The sequence below is a fragment of the Streptomyces sp. NPDC006372 genome, from assembly GCF_040612515.1.
Taxonomy (GTDB): domain Bacteria; phylum Actinomycetota; class Actinomycetes; order Streptomycetales; family Streptomycetaceae; genus Streptomyces.
The window spans coordinates 701455-722634 of record NZ_JBEXQJ010000001.1 but is presented as its reverse complement, the minus strand read 5'-3'; the positions used below and the strand labels follow the sequence as shown (position 1 = coordinate 722634).

General features: G+C 66.5%; 19 protein-coding genes and 1 pseudogene. 6 read left to right on the top strand and 14 right to left on the bottom strand.

Translation table 11 applies throughout. The annotated features are described in order from the left end of the window. Nucleotides 1-1665 carry an energy-dependent translational throttle protein EttA gene (gene ettA, locus ABZ016_RS03220; protein WP_356914800.1) on the bottom strand — a complete coding sequence of 555 codons (1665 nt, stop codon included), beginning with the start codon at nt 1663-1665 and terminating at the stop codon, nt 1-3. 343 nt (nt 1666-2008) lie between these two features. Further along, nucleotides 2009-2764, bottom strand: a complete 756-nt coding sequence (locus tag ABZ016_RS03215) for a GntR family transcriptional regulator (protein WP_356914799.1) — start codon at nt 2762-2764, stop codon at nt 2009-2011. 78 nt (nt 2765-2842) lie between these two features. On the opposite strand from ABZ016_RS03215, the gene ABZ016_RS03210 reads away from it, so the two are divergent. From ABZ016_RS03210 to ABZ016_RS03200, 3 genes are read left to right on the top strand one after another with little or no spacing between them, the layout of a single operon-like run. Further along, nucleotides 2843-3121 (top strand): hypothetical protein, encoded by a 279-nt coding sequence (locus tag ABZ016_RS03210; protein ID WP_356914798.1) that lies wholly within the window; start codon nt 2843-2845, stop codon nt 3119-3121. Between the two features lie 12 nt (nt 3122-3133). Then, on the top strand, nt 3134-3718 hold the full coding sequence (locus ABZ016_RS03205) for a hypothetical protein (protein WP_356914797.1): 585 nt from the start codon (nt 3134-3136) through the stop codon (nt 3716-3718). Further along, a complete protein-coding gene (locus tag ABZ016_RS03200) occupies nt 3715-4011 on the top strand; it encodes a hypothetical protein (protein WP_356914796.1) in 297 nt (98 codons plus the stop codon). The genes ABZ016_RS03205 and ABZ016_RS03200 overlap by 4 nt, the downstream gene beginning before the upstream one ends. A gap of 374 nt (nt 4012-4385) precedes the next feature. On the opposite strand, the gene ABZ016_RS03195 is transcribed toward ABZ016_RS03200, so the two are convergent. Both ABZ016_RS03195 and ABZ016_RS03190 read right to left on the bottom strand, forming a co-directional pair. Further along, nucleotides 4386-4739, bottom strand: coding sequence for a hypothetical protein (locus tag ABZ016_RS03195; RefSeq protein WP_356914795.1), 354 nt, complete (start codon nt 4737-4739; stop codon nt 4386-4388). Nucleotides 4740-5124: 385 nt separating this feature from the next. Further along, a complete protein-coding gene (locus ABZ016_RS03190) occupies nt 5125-5664 on the bottom strand; it encodes a hypothetical protein (RefSeq protein WP_356914794.1) in 540 nt (179 codons plus the stop codon). Nucleotides 5665-6360: 696 nt separating this feature from the next. Here ABZ016_RS03190 and ABZ016_RS03185 point away from each other — a divergent pair. Then, entirely contained in the window at nt 6361-7974 is a 1614-nt protein-coding gene (locus ABZ016_RS03185) for a hypothetical protein (protein WP_356914793.1), read from the top strand. Between the two features lie 275 nt (nt 7975-8249). Beyond that, nucleotides 8250-9032: pseudogene (locus tag ABZ016_RS03180) on the top strand (site-specific integrase); the annotation flags it as partial. A 487-nt stretch (nt 9033-9519) separates the two neighbouring features. Here ABZ016_RS03180 and ABZ016_RS03175 read toward each other — a convergent pair. Continuing rightward, the gene (locus ABZ016_RS03175; RefSeq protein ID WP_356914792.1) at nt 9520-10248 is read right to left on the bottom strand and encodes an SDR family oxidoreductase; all 729 of its coding nucleotides are present in this window, start codon (nt 10246-10248) and stop codon (nt 9520-9522) included. A 74-nt stretch (nt 10249-10322) separates the two neighbouring features. Here ABZ016_RS03175 and ABZ016_RS03170 point away from each other — a divergent pair, with 74 nt between their 5' ends. Continuing rightward, nucleotides 10323-10700, top strand: a complete 378-nt coding sequence (locus tag ABZ016_RS03170; protein WP_306927063.1) for a MerR family transcriptional regulator — start codon at nt 10323-10325, stop codon at nt 10698-10700. Between the two features lie 22 nt (nt 10701-10722). Here the strand turns inward: ABZ016_RS03170 and ABZ016_RS03165 are convergent, their stop codons facing one another. The 9 genes from ABZ016_RS03165 to ABZ016_RS03125 form a co-directional block, all read right to left on the bottom strand. Continuing rightward, a complete protein-coding gene (locus tag ABZ016_RS03165; protein WP_356914791.1) occupies nt 10723-10917 on the bottom strand; it encodes a hypothetical protein in 195 nt (64 codons plus the stop codon). A 213-nt stretch (nt 10918-11130) separates the two neighbouring features. Next, on the bottom strand, nt 11131-12399 hold the full coding sequence (locus tag ABZ016_RS03160) for a discoidin domain-containing protein (RefSeq protein ID WP_356914790.1): 1269 nt from the start codon (nt 12397-12399) through the stop codon (nt 11131-11133). Nucleotides 12400-12534: 135 nt separating this feature from the next. Next, entirely contained in the window at nt 12535-13929 is a 1395-nt protein-coding gene (locus ABZ016_RS03155; protein ID WP_356914789.1) for a prolyl oligopeptidase family serine peptidase, read from the bottom strand. 280 nt (nt 13930-14209) lie between these two features. Further along, nucleotides 14210-15181: a BadF/BadG/BcrA/BcrD ATPase family protein gene (locus ABZ016_RS03150; RefSeq protein WP_356914788.1), complete on the bottom strand. Its 972-nt coding sequence runs from the start codon at nt 15179-15181 to the stop codon at nt 14210-14212. Further along, complete coding sequence (locus tag ABZ016_RS03145; protein WP_356914787.1) at nt 15172-16437, bottom strand: 6-phospho-beta-glucosidase; 1266 nt, start codon at nt 16435-16437, stop codon at nt 15172-15174. The genes ABZ016_RS03150 and ABZ016_RS03145 overlap by 10 nt, the downstream gene beginning before the upstream one ends. A gap of 89 nt (nt 16438-16526) precedes the next feature. Next, nucleotides 16527-17420, bottom strand: a complete 894-nt coding sequence (locus tag ABZ016_RS03140; protein WP_356914786.1) for a carbohydrate ABC transporter permease — start codon at nt 17418-17420, stop codon at nt 16527-16529. Beyond that, nucleotides 17417-18361, bottom strand: coding sequence for a sugar ABC transporter permease (locus tag ABZ016_RS03135; protein ID WP_356914785.1), 945 nt, complete (start codon nt 18359-18361; stop codon nt 17417-17419). Before ABZ016_RS03135 ends, ABZ016_RS03140 begins: the two co-directional genes overlap by 4 nt. 12 nt (nt 18362-18373) lie before the next feature. Then, the gene (locus tag ABZ016_RS03130; protein WP_356914784.1) at nt 18374-19711 is read right to left on the bottom strand and encodes an ABC transporter substrate-binding protein; all 1338 of its coding nucleotides are present in this window, start codon (nt 19709-19711) and stop codon (nt 18374-18376) included. 76 nt (nt 19712-19787) lie between these two features. Further along, nucleotides 19788-20999: an ROK family transcriptional regulator gene (locus ABZ016_RS03125; protein WP_356914783.1), complete on the bottom strand. Its 1212-nt coding sequence runs from the start codon at nt 20997-20999 to the stop codon at nt 19788-19790. Between the last annotated feature and the right edge of the window lie 181 nt (nt 21000-21180).

Sequence of the window (21180 nt, the reverse complement as noted above, 5' to 3'; positions counted from 1 at the left end):
TCAGCCCCGGGTCAGCTTCTTGTAGGTGGCGCGGTGCGGACGGGTTGCGTCCGGGCCGAGCCGCTCGATCTTGTGCTTCTCGTACGACTCGAAGTTGCCCTCGAACCAGAACCACTTGGACTCGCCCTCGTAGGCGAGGATGTGCGTGGCGACCCGGTCGAGGAACCACCGGTCGTGGGAGACGACCACGGCGCACCCGGGGAACTCGAGCAGCGCGTTCTCCAGGCTGCTCAGGGTCTCGACGTCCAGGTCGTTGGTCGGCTCGTCGAGGAGCAGCAGGTTGCCGCCCTGCTTGAGGGTGAGCGCGAGGTTCAGCCGGTTGCGCTCACCGCCGGAGAGCACACCGGCCGGCTTCTGCTGGTCCGGGCCCTTGAACCCGAAGGCGGAGACGTAGGCACGGCTCGGCATCTCGACCTGGCCCACGTTGATGTAGTCCAGCTCGTCGCTCACGACGGCCCACAGTGTCTTCTTCGGGTCGATGTTCTCGCGGCTCTGGTCGACGTACGAGATCTTGACGGTGTCGCCGACCTTGATGGAACCGGAGTCCGGCTCCTCCAGGCCCTGGATCATCTTGAACAGGGTTGTCTTGCCGGCACCGTTCGGACCGATGATCCCGACGATGCCGTTCCGCGGCAGGGTGAAGCTGAGGTCGTCGATGAGGACCTTCTCGCCGAAGGCCTTGCTGAGGTTGTTGATCTCGACGACGATGCTGCCCAGGCGCGGGCCCGGCGGGATCTGGATCTCCTCGAAGTCCAGCTTCCGCATCTTGTCGGCCTCGGCGGCCATCTCCTCGTAGCGGGCCAGACGCGACTTGGACTTGGCCTGACGCCCCTTGGCGTTGGACCGCACCCACTCCAGCTCTTCCTTCAGGCGCTTCTGCCGCTTGGCGTCCTTCTGGCCCTCGACCTTGAGGCGGGCGGCCTTGGTCTCCAGGTACTTGGAGTAGTTGCCCTCGTAGGGGTAGAGGCGGCCGCGGTCGACCTCGCAGATCCACTGGGCGACGTTGTCGAGGAAGTACCGGTCGTGGGTGACCGCCACGACGGTGCCCGGGTACTTGGCCAGGTGCTGCTCCAGCCAGTTCACCGACTCGGCGTCGAGGTGGTTGGTGGGCTCGTCGAGCAGCAGCAGGTCGGGCTGCTCCAGCAGCAGCTTGCACAGCGCGACGCGGCGGCGCTCACCGCCGGACAGGTTGGTGACGGGCCAGTCGCCGGGCGGGCAGCCCAGCGCGTCCATGGCCTGCTCCAGCTGGGCGTCCAGGTCCCACGCGTTGGCGTGGTCGAGGTCCTCCTGGAGCTTGCCCATCTCCTCCATGAGCTCGTCGGTGTAGTCGGTCGCCATCTGCTCGGCGATCTCGTTGAACCGGTCGAGCTTGCCCTTGATCCCGGCGACGCCCTCCTGGACGTTCTCCAGGACGGTCTTGTCCTCGGTCAGCGGCGGCTCCTGGAGCAGGATGCCGACCGTGTAACCGGGAGTGAGGAAGGCGTCACCGTTGGACGGCTGCTCAAGGCCGGCCATGATCTTCAGGATCGTCGACTTCCCGGCGCCGTTCGGGCCGACGACGCCGATCTTCGCTCCCGGGTAGAAGCTCGTCGTCACGTCGTCGAGGATCACCTTGTCGCCGTGCGCTTTGCGCGCCTTGCGCATGGTGTAAATGAACTCAGCCAAGAGAAACCGTCCGGCAGCTTGAAACTGGCAGTGGGCAGATACACCCCATCTTGCCGTACCGCTAGCCCTGGGTGGAAACGCGTATGGCTGTGGGCGGCTGACCTGGCTTTTCTCGGATGACGACTACCGGGCGACTGTCACTGTCGGTCGCCCTTGGTCGACCTCGGGCGCCCTCGCACGGCCCAGGGACGGCCCAGGGGTGATCACTTGAGGGCACCTTGTGCAGGCTGCATCGGGGTGGGTCGTCACCGTTACGTGAACGGCAGGGCTGACCGCTCGCACCGCTCGACGAACGCAGACGCACCCGAAGCAACGCCGCAGCTCGTCCGCGAATAGCGTGCGGCTACCGGTTGATCGGGATCTCATAGACGATCTCGCAGTGAGCGGCGGGTACCACGATGTCCGCTGTCTCGACGGGGCGCCCGTCGTCGCTGTAATACGTCCGCCGGATGTGCGTGACAAGCGCGGCCTTCTGGATGCCCAGAAGAGAGGCCTCCTCGGCGGTCGCCTGTCGCGGCTCAGGCTGTTCCACGGTATGGCTGACGGTGACACCGATCACGGCCATGCGGTTCACGACACCGGCCCCGGCATGCGGGCCTCCCTCGGGGAGGACGACGAGCGTGCCTGCGGTGAGGTCGTAGGGCTCCCAGCTCGTCGACAGCTGCACCGGCCTGCCGTCGGCCAGGAACTCGTACGAGGTCCGGACGCACAGGTCGCCCTCGGTGATGCCCAGCCGGGCCGCGATGTCGGCCGGTGCCGGCACCTTGGCGTCGGTCCTGCTCTCCCAGTCGCCTTGCTTGCCCAGGGCCTTCATGTCGGCACGGAAGGGCGACTTCTCGGGCTGCTCGCGCGCAGACGACCGGACGACCCGCACCCGCTGCCGGGGCTCGGCGACGTAGGTCCCCGATCCGGCGCGGCCTTCCAGCACGCCCTGGGAGATCAGCAACTCCTGAGCCCGGCGCACCACGTTCTCGCCCACGCCGCACTCCTGGCCGATCTGGGCGCGGGAGGGCAGCCGGTCCCCCGGCTCCCACACATGCTCAGCGATCCGCCGCCGGAGTTCGTCGGCGATGCGGAGGTAAGGCGGCTGCTCAGGCATATGGAAAATCTAGTCCACTAGCTCTAACCTAGTTAACTAGCTTCACTCGAAGTGATCGCCAGTGACGGAGGCTGCCCTGTGCCCGCTTCGGGAGTTCGCGCGGCAGCCATCGCTGCCCGGCTGTCCGACCTCGGGCTTCCCGCGCGCGTGGAGGAACACGGCCGGCACACGTCGGTCGAGGCGGAGGTGCCGGACTCACTCACCGCCGACTTATGGCGGGAGGTCCTGGAGGCGGTGGCTGAAGCCGATCGGTTCGGGCTCCTCGCCACCAGCCTGAACGACCGCACCCTCTGGGCGGTCGTACACAAAGCGGTCCCCACGACGGGCGATGTCGGGGGACCGAGCCATCAGCGATAGGAGCTGACCAGCGTGCTCAACCGTATCCACCGGGCCGCCTCGCTCACCAGAGCGCGGTACTTCCCCAAGGGCAGGCACCGCCGCCCCTTACGGCCGTCCCGGCCTGCACCCGCCCCCGCTTCCCCTGCATTCGCTGACGAGCCGACGGCCGTCCTGCGCCAGGCCCTCGACAGGACGAGTCACTGGCAGCCGCTCAGGGGCGAGGACACCGCACTCATCCGTCCATACGCACTGGCGCACGAGGAACTCGCACGACGGCACCCGACGGTCGTCATCGCTCCGCAGATGCCAACCGACGCCTGGTCGACACTCCTGGGGGGTCCACTGATGCCCTCGCAGTGGCAGACTCTTGGCCCGGACACCTCGGCCACCTCGTACCGCTCGATTGCCTGCCAGATCGGCACGCACCACGCCTGCGCGGAGTCCTCTCCGGAGTCGGCGCCGGTCGACCTGCCCTTGATCTACGAGGCCTGCGACTGTCTGTGCCACTCGGCGCCCGGTCAGTTCAAGCCCGGGAGTCACGCGGTGAGTGACTCGGCGTCCACCGGTGCGCCGGCATCCAACGCCGAGATCACCGAGAGGCGCACGCCGGTATGACGGCACAGGAAGAACTGAGGCTTCTCCCGTGGGCGGGACCGGACGGCAAACCGTGCTACTTGAGCACCGACGGCCAAGGCGGCTACGTCTCCCGCCTGGCGGACCACATCGAGGCGTTCCAACTCGGCATGGCATCTCAACTGCTGGAGCACTCGCGTCAGGTACTCGACGACGAGACCGAGGACCCGGAGGAGCTGAACCTTCTCGCTGCCCAACTGACCAGCGCATTGCGAGACGTGCTGCGTGTAGCGACCAGCCGCGGACATGGTCCCGACGCGCCTGGGCGCCCCTGAGAGGAACTGTGCTGCTGTATAGCCAAACTGATCACCGGCGGCCTCCCACTTGATCATCGCTCTGGCCTGCTGCCGAGCTGTCGGTGCCTGTCGGTAACGATCACCATTGAGCGCCCTTCCACAGCCCGGAAGGGCGCTCGTTCGTGAGTACCGCACTGAGAGTTCGATCTGCTCCTGATGTGAATGGGACCAGACTCGTGCACCGGTGCCACGCGTGGTGCTCTGGGGTCGTTGGTGTCAGCGTTGGACGTCAGCGGAGTAGTTCCAGCGCCGGGCAGCTCTCAACGGACTCGTCTGGCTGATCGGTATACTTCCACCAGACGCACCGTACCTGCGGCGTTCAGGGGAGCGTTCACGCGTACGACGGGCGTTCACTAGCTGCGCCAGAGGTAGAAGATGAACACCATCCCGACGGCGAGGCCCCAGGCGAACGCCCTGAGCTGAGCCTTCCTATCGACTATGAGGCGCGGCGGCGGCGGCGTCACGGTCGCTTCTATCCGCTCCGCCACCCCGCTAAGCACGGTGCCGATCTGCTCGATTCGACCGAAGGGCCGGTCCGGGTTCTGCAAACGTTCGATCTCCCTGGGCAAAGCCTGCAGTTCGCCGATGCTCCGGGTCAGGCGCTCCAGAGTTTCCACGCCACTCTCGAACCTGGTGATGACTTGGGCAAAGTCATTGGGATCCAGCCGCTTGGACACCTTGCCCAAGTCCTCGGCGGCTTGGGACACGCGCTTGGCAACTGTTTCGTTGCTAGAGGACCTCGGTGCTGGCGCCGTTTCAATCCTGAACTTCCAGCCCCAGACGGCAGGAGTCTAATCCTTGAACAGCACGACCATCGTGCGCGGTGGGTTTCGACCTAGCCGACGGTCTTGCCCTTTGTTCGAGAGTGAGTAAGGGGAAGGCGCCGATGTGACGATTAGGGAGATCGAAGAGGTTTCCCAGACTATCTCTTACCGTCGCACTGGGCCTCATGGCAGGTTCTCTGAGCTAGCATCAAAACAGCCGACTAAATCGCCGCATAGATCAAATGTTAGACGAAATCATGGAATCGCCAGAAGACTACCTGTAGCTGTATCGTGGCGCAAGTTTCTGAGCTAAGCCGGATACTGCCCCTCAGTCAACGGCCAGCAAACGTTTTGCTGCCTTGCTGAATCTGAACCCCTTTTTGCCGAGCTTCTTCACGCGCCTGCTCAAGCGCGCACAACCTTTCTTGTTAGCTTCCTCGTCATCCCGCGCCATGTGCCATTCCAGGCTCGTGCGAACATAGAGCAAGTGCAGCGTATCGCAATATTCCGATATTTCTACTGCTCGCCGAAACAGTCTATTCGGAGTCACTATCCACATCTCAGATAGTGATTCATTGCACCGCCTTTTGGCTTGCGTCAATGCATCGCCAACACTGGATTCGATCTCTCCGTCGAACCAGGTGCGGTCATCCCACTGGACTCTACTTATGGCTCTGTAGAAATCATTGACCGCCAGAATGAACTCCTCGTATACGCGGGATCGAGTATCGTGAACCTTCTTCCGCTGCTCGGCAGTTGCTGATACCCGGGCAGCCCTTCTCTGTGCTGCCGCTGCCGCTAAAGCTGCGGACACAGTCGCCACGGCTGCTCCAGCAGCCCCAATTATTGCAGCCAAACCCGCATCCATGTTGAGAGTTTCCCTGCCTGGAATCCACTGGTCAAGAGTCGCGCAAAATCGAAATTCCAATCGAGGGGAATCATGTCACTCAATGCAAACGCCGTGCGCGTAGCGGATACGGGCGCCTTCTACGTGGCAGCCCCAAAGGCCAAACTTCCGACTGTGCAACGACCCCTTGGGATGCTGCTTTCACGGACGTTGGTTGGATCTCGGGCGACGGGATCACCGAGCCCAAGTCGGCAGACACCACAGAAATCAAGGCTGGTTTCAGGGGCCGTTGCTGTGTGCGGTGCCCGCTCAGCACCGTGGTTCCCGTGGTTTCCCGCTGGGTCGGGCCACGGATGGCACGTGCACCTTCTGATCCGTAGCTCTACAGAGATCGGACACTGGAGGTCATTCAGTCTGCCGGAACGGCTGTGAGGGCCGGTGCTTGGCGCTGGCGGTTGCTGGGGTTGCTGTACTTCGTTGCTGTACCACATCGCCGAGGTGCAGGAAGCCGCCGGCACTATGTCCGGCCTTGTGGCTCATCGCGCGCCATGTCAGGAACCCCACGGCAGGGACCGCAGCGCTTCTTACCTTTACCTGGCCCGACGAGCCATCGACGCGGTACAGGAGAACGGACAGCCGGACGGACGGGTGACAACGGTGCTCCATCTGGAGGAATGAGTGGCGCGAGCACGCGACAGGGCTAGTCACTATACGGATATGACCGACGAACTTGAGCGGCGTGTGACGCTTGGCTTGCTTGCCAATAATCAGGCATGGAAACTGCGTGCCATTGAACGTATCGAACTCTCAAAAGCCATGTGGTCAGAGCGCAGTCGCGAAATTCATGTCAAATCTCTCCAGGAAGTCGCTGACGTCGAGGATTCTGACGGAAACCACGTATCGCACCTGAAGGAGGGATTGCGAGAGCTTCGCAAATCCCAAAACACCGCACTTCTAACTCTACCTGTCACTGATCTGCCAAAGATCCCCCTTCTTGACCTCCACATCAAGATTGGCAATGATCCTGTCTACCGGATTCGCATGGATGACAGTGCGCGAATTCAGGCTGACTACATCGGATTCCTCGCACAGGAAGCGAAAATTTCCACTCCTGGCGAAGACCTATGCAGGTTCCTTACCTCACTCTTCTACTTCCCTACAAATCACTATGAGCAAGTCTGGAAGCGGTACAACGAAGTTTCGTCCAATCCGCGCACGTGGTTCAACTGGCTAAGGATCAAGGGTTCCAAATCCGCTACATTCAAATATCTTACTGAGCGCAGTAAAGTAGACCGCAAGAGAAGTGGAGCTCCACTACTGCCGTTTGATGTGAGCCAAGTGCAAGAGTATAAAGAGTGGCGAGAGCGCTGCACCTATATCGGTGAACGTGTGCGCGAGTTCGTCGTCCCGCACTATTTGAGCGGGACTGAGAACCCTCTCATTGCCCTACCGCATTACGCCGAATTCCTCAAACGGGAGGCAGATGCTCACCTAACGCCAAGTTTTGTATCGAAAATACTCACCGAACTGGAAACTCTACTGAAGTCTGCAAAGACTGGGATGGAGGACGAAGGAAAGTCCAGCAGCCAGCGAGCTGCAGCTAGACTGCTGCTGTGGGCATATTCTGGCTACGGTTGTCGATGGACTGTTTTCGTCAAGCACGAAGTGCCAATTGAAACTCCGTTCATCATTCAAGTGGCCGAGAAGAGGCCGGTCTACTTCAAGCCGACTCAAGGCCGAACTTTCCCCATTCTTAATCATCTGGGGAACGTAGCATGGAAGGAAATTTCCTTCGCTGATGCCGAGACAAACCATGTCAGTGTTCGGGTTTCCGATACTGCAGTACGTCTCAGCAACCGGTGCGCGGTAAGAAGTGAATTGTGTAAGGAGGGTCCTCGTAACAGTGCAGACGAAGAAGAACGGACGTTCGAACTTTACCTGCGTCACGACTCTACGTCGAAGCGAGACGAACGCATCTGGATCAAGGTGCCACTATGTCTCACGAGGCTTCACTCGCTCATGTTGTGGCTCACAATGGCGTTCACAGGACTAGCAATCTGGTTGCTTGCGATCCGTGGATTTGGAGAGTGGGAATACCTTCGAGCATCCGCTGACAACCCAAACATCAAGACCCACGGGTTGACGGCAAAAGACGCCACGGTAATTTTGATCCCCGTGGCTTTCGCGGCCTCGCTTCTACTCGCGAAGGAATCCTCGACTCTGAGTATGAGGATTCGTCAACGCCGCCAAGCCATTCTCATTCTCGAACTATTCGTTCTACTCGCACTAACTTTCTTCCTGTATTTCATTCACTACGTCAAGAACATCTAGAATCCTGGCGAAAGCCCCTCAACCGCCCCGGCTACCATGAACTCCCCGCCAACTGATCACCGGCTGCCCGGCGCGCCGGCTGGGGCACACGTCCGGCTCTACCTACCGCGTCCACCGCTTCCTCGTTTCACCTGGGGGGGGAACCACCGCGCAACGTCAATGAATCGCATGGGGTTCTGCGCTCGGGCTGTTCTCGACCTGGGCCAAGCGCTATACGTCTCAAAGCCCGATCAGGGCCGGATTCCATCCTCTAGCGAGGCTCCCTATAAAAGTTCCTGGCCTCGAACCCCTGCCGGGTTCGATCGGTCAAGGCACCTCGCCCCGTGCCGTCACGCGTGCATCCGTGGTCCGCTGATCAGGTCTTCGGCGTACGCGCCGGGCTGCCGGACCGGTACCGGGCCATGGTCGACCTGGGCGCCGGGTGCGGCTTACGACAGGGTGAGATCTTCGGCCTGGCCGTCGAGAACATCGGAGACCTCGGCTGGCTCTACGTCCGCCAGCAGATCAAGAAGGTCCGCGGCACGCTGGTCTTCGCCCCGCCGAAGCGCGGCAAGCTCCGTGACGTTCCCCTCGACCCCGAGGTGTCGGTGGCACTCCGCGAGCACATGGCGGACTTCCCTCCCGTCGAGGTGACGCTGCCCTGGCTGATCCCGACCGGCCCCAAGGTCACACACCGGCTCCTCTTCACGAGCGGCATCGGCGCAGCCATCTGGAGCCAGGCGTTCAACGACCAGGCATGGAAACCCGCGCTCGCATCCGCCGGCATCATCCCGGCCCCGGAGAAAGGCCAGCGCTACGCCGCCGCCCGCGAGCACGGCATGCACGCCCTGCGGCACTTCTACGCCTCGGTCCTCCTGGACGCCGGAGAGAGCATCAAGGCCCTGAGCCTCTACCTCGGCCACAGCGACCCGGGCTTCACCCTCCGCGTCTACACGCACCTCATGCCGTCCAGCGAGACCCGGACCCGGAAAGCCATCTCCGCGATGTACCGGGCTGCCGGTCACGCTCATGACGGCCCAGAGACGCCCGACGGCCCAAAGACGGCCCAGGCTGCCTGACACGGCCCCTCATCGGCGACAAAACCGCTGGTGAGGGGTCTCTTCGTGCCCTCTCGCGGCAAGTAACACCCCATCTTGCCGTACCGCCAGCCCTGGGCGGAAACGCGTATCGTCGGGGAGCTCTGACCTGGCTTTTCTCGGATGCCGGCTGCCGGGCGACTGTCACCGTCGGTCGCCATTGGCCGACCTCGGGCACCCTCGCACGGCCCAGGGGTGCCCAGCCGGAGGTGCCCCGCACGGCCAGTAGCGCTGCCCGCCCATGCCTTCCTGGCCGTCATCCGCGCCGACGAGGACTACGAACACTCCACCCCCACCGGACTCATCGCCCTCACCTGCAACGCAATACAGCGGCTATTCGCTCGGCCGCCGCATCCCCGAACGATCAACGCGACCATCGCGTGCACTGGTCCCTATGGCGTCGTCGACACCAGGCCCGCGCCCGCGACTGCCACTACCGCCGACGCGAGGCCACAGCATGAAGATCCCCTCATGCCGCCATCAGCGCCGCCAGGGCGCGGTCCATCGCGGCGTTGAATTCTTCCGGCGTCAGCGGCAGCCGGGACTTGACGTCCCGACTCCACTGGTCGGCGAGGACCTCGGCGGAGCCCGCCTCGACACCGTCGAGCGCCGCGTCGGCCAGGTCCGACGGCGCGATCTTGGCCACGGGCCAGCCCGCGGCCATGTCGGTGTCGGCCAGGCCGAGGTGCACCGCTGTCACGAGTGTGCCCTGCTCGGCGAGTTCCAGGCGGACGCCGTTGGTCATGGCCCAGGCGGCGGCCTTGGTCAGGTGGTAGGCATTGGCGCCCTTGCCTCCGAACCACGACATGGCGGAGAGGACGTTGACGATCGCGCCCCCTCCGTTCCTGGCGAGCGCCGGCGCGAACTCCCGGATCATTCCCAAGTGGCCGAACATGTTGGTCTCCAGCTCGTGCCGTACCGCGTCCAGTGAACCGGTCACCAGGTCGGTCCCCGTACTGATTCCCGCGTTGTTGATGAGCAGCGAGACGTCCGGGGCGGCCTCGGCTGCGGCCCTCACGGATGCGGGATCGGCGATGTCGAGGGGCAGCACGTCGACCCCGGGCAGGTCCACGGTCTCGGGCCGGCGAGCCGTCGCGTAGACCTTGCGGGCGCCCCGTTCGAGCAGGCGCTGGGCGAAAGCGCGGCCCAGGCCGCGGTTGGCTCCGGTGACAAGGGCAACTGAGTTGGTGATGTCCATGCCCGGTACGCTAAAACCTGACGCCAACGTCAGAGGCAAGCGCTGATCATCAGGGCCGGGGGAGAGGAATCGCCATGACCGTCACGGAGGCCGCGGGCGAGCGGCTGATCCGCATCGGCGAGGTGGCGCGGGGGGCCGGCGTCTCGGTACGCGCCGTGCGCTACTACGAGCAGCAGGGGCTGCTCATCGCCGAGCGCAGCCCATCCGGCCAGCGCCTCTACCGGCAGGATGCCGTCACCCTGGTCCGCTTCTTCCAGCAGATGTTCGCCGCCGGCCTGACCAGCCGAAGGATCACGGAACTCCTTCCGTGCTGGGACTCCGGGCACACCGACGCCGAGCAACGAGCCATGCTGCGCGCCGAGCGGGACCGCATCCAGGCCAAGGTCGACGACTTGCAGGCTGCCCTGGACCGCCTCGACGAGGTCATCGCGATCACGGACACGCACCCGTAGGCACTGCCGCACGCGACCGCTCCTACTCCAAGTGGTCGCGCACGACATCGAGGAACGCCCTTCGACTGGGACGTATGTACGCCCAGACCTTCTCGTCCTGCGGCTCTCCCGGGTCGCCGGGGCCGTTTCTGATCACGTCCTGGACGTCATACGCCAGACGACGTGCCGCCTCGTTCACCTCGGTCGCGCACAGCATGTGGATCGTCTTCTGCGCCACCCACATCCTGTCAATGGACTGTTTTGCCCGTGCTTGCCACTGCTCGTCAGCCAGCCTGTGGTGATGGCGGTCTACGGCAACCCGTTCGGCTTCTTGCACTGCGGACAGGAAGTCGACGAGGTGGGTGACGCGTTCGTTGCGACGCGCCTCGGCGCGTTCACGAGCGCTCCGCCGAACTTCGGCCCGCTCCGACGCGCGTCCGCGCTTCCCCCGTCAGAACGGGCAGGTGTCCATCCAGCGGGTGACCAGGGACGGGTCGTTGCGGTCGGCGTCGCGGGCGGGGCCGCAGAGGAACGGCGTGAAGCGGGTGTCGGCGCGCAGCCAGTAGCTGAGGAACGACACGATCCACTTGCCCTGCTTGGCCTTGTTGCCGGAGCCCGTCATGGGGCACAGGTGGTCGCCCGGGACCTCGATGTAGAGCTTCTCGGCCTGCGACATGGAGTTGTACCAGGGCACCGCGTAGGTGTTGCCGTGGGCGACGGGGTCGCTCTGGCAGGTCAGGAAGAACGTGGGGTCGGTGACCCCGGAGAAGTTCGCGTTCGGGTAGTACGGGGCGGTGGGCACGCCCGCCCGGAGTCGCGGGTCGTCCCGGAGGGCCGCCATGACGCCACCGCCGCCCATCGAGTGCCCGACCGCGCCCAGAGTGCCGTTGACCTTCCCCGATATCGGGTTGCCGGTGGCTTCTCCGAGGGCGAGCAACTGGGTGCCGGCGGCGGTGATCTGGCGTCCGCGTGAGGCCGGATCGTCGGTGAGCGTGTTGGTTCCGACGTTGATGACGACGAAGCCCCAGGAAGCCAGACGGGGCGCGAGCCACTGGAGGTTCTGCTGCGTGCCCTGGTACCCCGGCATCAGTACGACGCCCGGGTAGGAACCACCGGCCGTCGGGTACGTGACCGTGCCGGAGCCGTATCCGCTCGGGTCGGGGACGGTGTAGGCGGCCGTGGTCAGCGGCCCGTCCGCGGCCTCGAGGGAAGCGGTCGACGGGGCCGGGATCCCCTCGCCCGGAGAGGTGCCGCGGGAGCCGTACACCTGGAACTCCCACAGCGAGTAGCCGTAGGCGGTGCCACGCCGCGTGCCGTGGACGCGTACGTACCGGCCGCTGCCGTTCACGTCGAGGGTCTGCACGCCGCCGGTGCCGACCGTGGTCGAGTGGACGGTGGTCCAGGCCGTGCCGTCGTCGGAGGTCTGGATCCGGAACGTGCGGGCGTACGCGGTCTCCCAGCGCAGCACGACTCGGCTGAGGGTGGCCGTGGCGCCCAGGTCGACGGTCAGCCACTGCGGATCGCTGAACGTGCTCGACCAGCGGGTCGCGGGGTCGCCGTCGACGGCCGCCGGGGCGGGGGTGGACGCACTCTCGGTGGACGAGGCGGTCGCGGGCCGGCCTTGGGACAGTAAGTCGGCGGCGGCCGCCGGCGGGGCGGCGACGGTCAGCATCGCCAGTGCCAAGCCGATGGTGGTGGCCAGTGCGATCAGTGTCGTCACGGCACGGGACCGGGTCCGTGGCGGCGCGGTCGTGCGGGTCGGCTGACGGGATGGACGCATTGCTTTACCTCCGGATAGCGGTGGGAGCGCGGTGACCGGACAGCGAGGTACGCCCGTACGTGATGGCTGCGGGGATTACCGGGATTGTTCGAAGAGCCAGTCGATGACCACGTCGTTCTCGTAGGTCTGGGCCCATGAGAGGTGTGGGTTCACCGGTGTCGTTCCGGGCGTGTAGCTCGTGAACAGGGTGTGGCTGCGTGTGGCCCGGGCCTGTCGGAGGAGCTCCCGGGACCGGGCCTCGAACTGTGCCTTCGGTAGATCGTTGGCCCATTCCCCCCGGCTGACCCGTGCGCCCGCGGTCTCCAGCGCGTTCATCAGCGTCCAGGTGCCGGGCTTGCCGAACCGGCCTTCCCGGTAGGGGACGACCGGGTCGTCGATGGAGTGGTCGGCCCAGATCGGTATGTGCGTGATCCTGTCCATGGTGGCCGGGTCGCCCCAGCCGGCCGTGGGCAAGGCGGCCGCGAACATGGCGGGTCGCTTCACCAGCAGGCTGTAGATGCCGCGTCCGCCCGAGGAGAGGCCGACGAGATAGAGACGCGACGTGTCCACGCTCCGGGTGTGCTCGCGCACGAAGGTGTCGATGAGTTCGATCAGCGCGCCCTGGACCCTGGTGTCGGTCCAGTCCGTGCCGTCGGGTCCGTCCATGGGACGGGGCAGGGGGATCTGCGGGGCGAGGACGAACGCGGGGTTGCGGCGCTGTCGTTCCGGTTCGGCGAACGTGACGGCGATCCGGTTGGAGGTGAGCTGGGTCATGTTGTTGTCGGCGACCTCGCCACCGCCGTGCAGGGTGACGACGAGCGGATATCGGGTGCGGGTCCGAGGATCGCGTACGAAGCCCGCGGGCCGGTACAGCCGGAAGTCCAGTTCAAAACCCGTGGAGTCGGTGAAGGAACCGGCGGTGAAGTCGTCGACCAGAGGCGTGATGACGCCGTCGTTCCGGCTTGCGAAGGGGCCGGCCTTGAGGACCGGTTCACCGTCTTGGGCGTGCACGTCCGCCACCTGTGTGACGGAGTAGGCGCGGTCGAGCGGGAGGGGGTCGGTGCCGGCTGCCCGTGCGTTGGGGTCGTTCGGGTCGAGTTCGATGATCAGCCGGTCCCCGGGCCGTCCGGGGTGGGACCGGTCGTCCACTTCGGCGGTGGTGCCGGAGTACACCCGGGTCACCGTGCGTGCCGCTGTCTGCCCGCCCACGGTGGCCTTCACCTGGAAGGCCGAGGGCGGGACCACAACGCCGCGTAAGTCGATGCGGTGGGCGTACTGGAGGACCACGGCCGTCACCAGCCAGTTGTTCCTCGGTGTTACCCGGGTGACGAGGTCCGTCCGCAGAACCGGGTGGGGTCCGGGGGCCGCTCGTCGTCCTTCGGATGTGTGTGTCGTGGTGCCGGCGGCAGCGGCGGGTGCCGTGTTCAGGGCCGGCGCCGCGACCGCACCGGCGGTGACGGCGAGGGCCGTCCGTCTGGTGATGCCTCTCATGGGTCCTCGTCTCGGTCGGTGGGAACCCGGGCCGGGCGCCGGAAGTGAAGGGATCCGGGACGCCCGGCTCAGGGCTCCCGGCGGTTACTGGGAGATGGCGCCGGTCAGCAGGGCGGCGCCGCCCCCATCACGCGGCCGGAAGAGAGAGAAGCCGGGCGGGGGCAGCCGAGGTGTTACGCGAGAGTTTCGGAGCACCAGCGGATCGATGTCCAGCATCGAACCGAGATCTGTCCATGCGATGAGCGCATCAATGCGAGCGCGGATCCGGAGCGACACGGACTCACCCCGCGAAGTGTGCCCGCAACCTCCCCTGCGCCCCTTCCACCGATCCCACGCTGTCCAGCCCCAGCAGCGCCGCGCCGAGGACCGGGCTCGCCGTGACCACCTGCGGGACGGCCTTGGGGGCCCGGTCGGACAGCAAGTCGGCGATCTTGTCGTTCAGTTGCGGGTGCCGTGCCGCCAGGACCCCGCCGCCCAGGAGGACCGGGGCCGGTTCGTCCAGGAGATCCAGGCGGGTCAGGGCGACCACCGCCATGGAGACCACCTCTTCCGCCTGGCGTTCCACGATCGCGCGGGCGATCGGATCGCCGTCGACGGCCGTCGCGAAGAGGACCGGGGTCAGTTCGTGGCGGCGGGACTGTGCCACGTGGCCCAGGTGCAGCGCTTCGATGAGCGTGTACATGGACGCCAGCCCGAAATGGGAGGGGAGGGTCCGGGACAGGGCCGTGGCGGGCCCGCGGCCGTCCTCCGCGCGGGACGCGTGCCACATCGCCTCCTCCGACAGGCCCCAGCCGCCGCCCCAGTCGCCCGAGACCCGGCCCAGCGCGGGGAAGCGGGCCGTGCGGCCGTCTGGGTGCATGCCCACACAGTTGATGCCCGCGCCGCAGACGACGGCGACTCCTCGGGGCTCCGTCACTCCGGACCGGAGGATCGCGAACGTGTCGTTGCGGACCGACACCGAGGCCCCCCACCCCCGGGCCCGCAGCGCGGTCGCCAGTTGCTCCTCCTCGACCGGGAAGTCGGCGTTGGCGAGGCAGGCCGAGACGTGGTCGACGGAAGTGAGGCCCGCGGTGCTGAGCGCCCTCACCACCGTGTCGGCCAGCACCTCCATGGCCGTCTCCACTCCGACGGCCGGCGGGCGGAAGCCGCCGCCGCGGGCCGTGGCCAGGACTTCTCCGTCCGCCGTCACGATCGCGACGTCCGTCTTGCTGTTGCCGGCGTCGATGGCGAGGACACGTGCGGTCAGGCCCACGCGAGGTGCTCCCGGTTGTGTGCGATCAGCCGGTCGGTGAGCGCCTCGGCGTACTCGTACTGGCCGATGAGGGGATGGGAGAGCAGCGCCCTGAAGACACGGGTCCGGCCGCCGTGCAGGGCTGCCTCCAGGGCGAGGTCCTCGTATGCCGTGACGTTCGCCATCAGGCCCGCGTGGAGCGGGTCCACCGGTGGTACGGGGAGGGGGGAGGCGTCCTTCGCTCCCACCGCCGCCGGTACCTCGATCACCGCGTCGTCGGGGAGGAACGGGAGCGTGCCCCGGTTGTACGTGTTCACCACCTGGTACGGAGTGCCACCGCCGCCCAGCAGGGCCGCGGCCAGGTCCACCGCCGCCTCCGAGTAGTAGGCGCCGCCCCGCTTGGCGAGCAGTTCCGGCTTCCGGTCGAGGGCCGGGTCGGCGTACATCTGCAGCAACTGCCGTTCCATCGCCGCCACTTCGGCCGCTCTGGACGGCTTCGTACGGAGTTCCCGGACGACCTCGTCGTGCGCGTAGTAGTAGCGCAGGTAGTAGGAGGGGATCACGCCCAGGGTGTCGAACAGCGCGCGGGGGAGGCGTAGATCGGCCGCGATCGTGTCGCCGTGCTCGGCCAGGAGCTTCGGCAGGACGTCCTCGCCCTCCGGGCCGCCGAGGCGCACTCCCGTCTCCCACGTGAGGTGGTTGAGGCCCACGTGGTCCAGGTGTACCTCAGTGGCCTCCACGCCCAGCAGGGCCGCGAACTTGCGCTGCAGACCGATCGCCACGTTGCACAGGCCGACCGCCTTGTGGCCCGCCCGGAGCAGGGCCCGGGTGACGATACCCACCGGGTTGGTGAAGTCGATGATCCACGCGTCGGGGTTGGTGCGGCGGACCCGCTCCGCGATGTCCAGGACGACCGGCACCGTGCGCAGGGCCTTCGCCAGTCCGCCGGCGCCCGTCGTCTCCTGGCCCACGCAGCCGCAGTCCAGGGGCCAGGTCTCGTCCTGTTCGCGGGCCGCCTGGCCGCCGACGCGGAGCTGGAGGAGCACCGCGTCCGCGCCGTCCACCGCCCGGTCGAGGTCGGTGGTGGTGGTGATCCGGCCCGGGTGGTCCTGGCGGGCGAGGATGCGGCGGGCCAGTCCGCCCACGAGGGCCAGGCGGTCCTCCGCCGGGTCCATCAGGACCAGTTCCTCGACGGGCAGGGTGTCCCTCAGGCGGGCGAAGCCGTCCACGAGTTCGGGGGTGTAGGTCGAGCCTCCGCCGACCACGGTGAGTTTCACTGCGGGGTACCTCGCTTCCAGGTGGCCGGGACGACGACCATCGGCCGGGCGTCCGGGGGTTGTCCCCCGGGGAGATGCTGCATGTATGTCTAACCCTTTACTCCGGTGAGCGTGACGCCCTCGACGAACGCCTTCTGGGCGAAGAAGAACACGAGGATCACGGGGGCCATGACCAGCACGGTGGCGGCCATGGTGAGGTTCCAGTCGGTGTGGTGGGCGCCCTTGAACGACTCCAGGCCGTAGGAGAGGGTCCAGGCGCCCGGGTTCTCCGAGGCGTAGATCTGGGGGCCGAAGTAGTCGTTCCAGGCGTAGAAGAACTGGAAGAGGGCCACCGCGGCCATACCCGGTTTCGCCATCGGGAGGACGACCTTGAGCAGGGTGCGCAGGTCGCCGCAGCCGTCGACCCTCGCCGCGTCCAGGTACTCGTCGGGGATCGTGGTGAGGAACTGGCGCAGCAGGAAGATCGAGAACGCGTCCCCGAACGCCATGGGGATGATCAGCGGCCAGAGTGTGCCGGACAGGTCCAGCTGCTTCGCCCAGAACAGGTACATCGGGATGATGATCACTTGGGGCGGCAGCATCATCATCGAGATGACCAGCATCAGGGCCAGATTGCGGCCGCGGAAGCGGAACTTGGCCAGGGCGTAGGCCACGGGGATCGAGGAGACGACCGTGAGGACCGTGCCCAGACCCGCGTAGACCAGGGTGTTCCGCCACCACGTGAGGAAGCCGGGGGTGTCGAAGACCCTGGCGTAGTTGCCCCACTCCCAGGTCTGCGGGATCAGGTCGCGGCTGAGCGCCTGGCTGTCGCTCATGAGGGAGGTGAGGAACACGAAGACGAAGGGGAGCGTGAAGAAGAGGGCCGCCGCGATGCCCAGGGAGTGGACGGCGATCCACTCCAGCAACGCCCTTCGGTGGGCCGTGCGTTCGGCCGGAGAAGGCGGTGCCTTCAGTTCCAGGGGTTTGTCGAGTACCTGGGTCATCGGTCACCTGCCTGGATCAGGCCGCCCCGGCGGCGCATCAGAAGTGCGGTGAAGGCCATGGAGAGCGCGAAGAGGACCAGTGCCACCACACAGGCGGAGCCGTAGTCGAAGCGCTGGAAGCCGAGGTTGTAGACGAGTTGGGGGAGGGTGAGCGTGGACTTGTCCGGGTAGCCGGGCTCGAACTGGGTGCCCGCGCCCTGGATCACACCCGACGCGACCTTTCCGGCGATCAGCGGCTGTGTGTAGTACTGCATCGTCTGGATGACGCCGGTGACCACCGCGAACATGACGATCGGGGAGATGTTCGGGAGCGTGACGTAGCGGAAGCGCTGCCAGGGCGTCGCACCGTCCAGTTCGGCCGCCTCGTACTGCTCCTTCGGCACGTCGAGCAGCGCGGCCATGAAGATGACCATCAGGTCGCCGATGCCCCAGAGGGCCAGCAGGGTGAGGGCCGGCTTCGACCAGGCGGGGTCGTTGAACCAGCCCGGGGTGGGGAGGCCGGCCTTGCCGAGGAGCGAGTCGACCGGGCCCGTGCCGGGGTTGAGGAGGAAGGCGAAGGCCATCGTCGCCGCCACCGGCGGGGCGAGGTACGGCAGGTAGAAGAGGGTGCGGAAGACGCCCGTGGCCGTCTTGATCCTGGTGATCAGCAGGCCCACGCCCAGGCCGAAGGCGACGCGGAGCGTGACCATGACGAGGACCAGCCACAGGGTGTTGCGCAGGGCGGGCCAGAAGAGCGGGTAGTGCGCGAAGACGTACGTCCAGTTCTTCGTGCCCGACCAGGACGGCGGCTTGAAGCCGTCGTAGTGCATGAAGGAGAAGTAGACGGTGGAGAGCAGGGGGTAGGCGAAGAAGACCGAGAAGCCGATCAGCCAGGGGGAGAGGAAGGCGAGGGTGCGCAGGGTCGAGCGGCGGTGTTTCGCGCGCAGTGTGTAAGTGCTCATGAGGCTCTCGGCTCACTTCGCCTGCGCGATGTCCGTGTCGATCTGCCGGGCGGTTTCCCGAAGGCCCTTCTTCAGGTCGGTCGCCTTGCCGCTCTCGTAGGCGTAGCCGAACTCCTGGACGGTGGTGAGGTAGACGCCGCCGTTGACGGAGGCGGGGGCGGTGGTGGAGTCCGGGTTCGCGGCGATCTCGAGGAACGTCTTGAAGCGCGGGTCGTACTTCAGCTTCGGGGACTTCAGGGCCGCCAGGGTCGAGGGCACGTTGTGGATCGCGTTGGAGAAGTGCACGACCGCGTCCGTGTCCGTCGTCATGTACTTCACCAGCTCCCACGCCGCGTTCTGCTTCTTGCTGGTGGCGGCGATACCGGCGATCGTGCCGGTGATGTAGCCCTTGCCGTACTGGTCGGCCTGGTCGTCGGGGACCGGTAGCGGGGCCACGCCGATCTCGAACTTCGGCTTGGTGGCGAGGGCCATGCCCAGCCGCCACTCGCCGTCGAGTTGCATGGCGACCTGGCCGGTGTGGAAGGGGTGCTTGGGGCCCCACTCGTCGCCCAGCTCGGAGCGGTAGGTCTCCAGCTTGCGGTAGCCGCCGAGTTCGTCGACCAACTTCTTCTGCACCGTGAAGGCCTGCGCGAAAGCGGGGTCCTTGGCGACGTTCGACTTGCCGTCCTTGTCGAAGTACGTGGGGGAGAACTGGCCGAGGTAGTGCTCGGTGGTGGTCTCCCAGCCGTGGTAGTTCGGCATGAAGCCCAGCTGCTGGTAGGTGCCGCCCTGGGGGATCGTCAGCTTCTTGGCGTCCTTCTCGAACTCCGACCAGGTCTTCGGAGGGCTGGTGATGCCGGCTTTCTCGAACGCCGTCTTGTTGTAGTAGAGGCCGTAGGCGTCGCCGAGGAGGGGGACCGCGCAGCGGTTGCCGTCGAACTGGGTGTACTCGTTCATCGGCTTCGGGAAGGTCTTTTGCGGGTCGACGCCCGACTTCTCGAAGAACGGGTTGAGGTTCACCAGGGCGCCGGAGGAACAGAACCGTCCGACGCTGTTCGTGGTGAACGACGAGATCACGTCCGGGGCCTTCTCGCCGCCGGTGCGCAGGGCCTGGTTGATCTTGTCGTCGGTCATGTTGCCGACGACGTCGACGTGGATGTTGGGATGCGCCTTCTCGAATCCGGTGACCAGGTCCCTGACGGCCTTCACCTCCGACGGCGCGCTCCAGGCGTGCCAGAAGTTGATGGTCGTCTCCTGGGAGGCGTCGTCGCTCGCGCCGGAGTCCGGCTGACCGGTGCAGGCGGTGGCGAGGAGGGCGAGGGAGGCGGAGGCGGCGAGTGCTATGGCGTTTTTTCTTGATATTCCGGGCATGACGGAGCTCCCTGAGCACGGGGGAAGAGGAGAAGAGGGGAAGAGGGGAAATGCCGGGGGAGGGGGCGGGGTGGGGTCAGCGGGAGGTGTCGAAGACCTCGTCGCGCGTGGTCGCGAGCGCGCTCTCCAGTGCGCCGCGCAGCACGGGGTGTTCACGGACGTCACCCACGACCAGGCGCGGCCGTGACGCGGCCAGCTCCTCCAGCTCGGACTGGACGAGGCCGCGCAGCGCCTCACCGCCCGAGGTGAGGGAGGCACCGCTCAGCACGACCAGCTCGGGGTCGAGGACCGAGACGAGGGAGGCCAGACCGGTCGCCAGTCGGGTCGCGTAGGTCTGGAGGAGACGGCGGTGGGGCGCGTCGTCGGTCCGAGCCGCCCTGGCCAGCAGTTCGGCGGCGGCCTCGGCGTACGGGCCCGGCGGGATGTCCTCGATGCCGAGCTCGCGGGCCAGCCTGGGCACGGCCTGCGAACCGGCGAGCTCCTGGTAGCCGCCGCTGTTGGCTTTGGTGACCTGACGGACCAGGGGCGTGCCCGGCACCGGCAGGAAGCCGACCTCGCCGGCGCCGCCGGTCCAGCCGCGGTGCAGCCGGCCGCCGAGGACCAGGGCGGCGCCCAGGCCCTCCTCGTTCCACAGCAGCACGAAGTCCGTGTGGCCCCGGGCCGCGCCGAGGCGCTGTTCGGCGAGCGCGACCAGGTTGACGTCGTTCTCGTACTCGAAGGGCATCGGCAGCGCGGCGGCGAGCTCCTCCAGGAGGGTCGGGGAGTGCCAGCCGGGGAGGTGGGAGGCGTAGCGCAGCCGGCCCGTCGTGGGGTCGAAGGCGCCGGGGGTGCCGATGACGAGGCGGTGGACGTCGCCCCGGGTGAGGCCCGCCGCCTTCACCGCGCCGTCCAGCGCGTCGGTGACCTGCTGCACGACCGGGGTGCCGGTGCGCCTGCCGGGGGTGGGCAGTTCGCAGCGGCCGACCGTGCGGCCGGTGATGTCGGCGACCGCGGCGATGATCCGCTGTGGGGTGACGTCGAGTCCGGCCGCGTGTCCGGCCGCCGGGTTGACCTCGTAGAGCTGGGCGTTCGGGCCCGGCCGGCCTTCGGTGGTGCCGGTGGCGAGGACGAGGCCCGCGGCCTCCAGGCGGGCCAGGAGCTGGGAGGCGGTCGGCTTGGACAGGCCGGTGAGCTTGCCGATCCGGGTGCGGGACAGCTGACCGTGCTCCAGCAGCAGGTCCAGGGCGGCCCGGTCGTTCATGGCGCGCAGGACGCGCGGGGTGCCCGGCGTGCCGGCGGTTCCTGCCATGCGAGTCCACACCTGCCCTTCGGCTGCTCAGCTTCTCAGTGATCAGGTGGGGAAGTCCATCTGGTGTTTCTTGCCGCCAGATCACTGTTAGGAAAGTTTCCTATCGGTGGGGAGGAAGGTAAGCCCGCCACCACGCGGACGTCAATAGGGGACGTCCTGCCGTCATCCGGGCATACGGAAG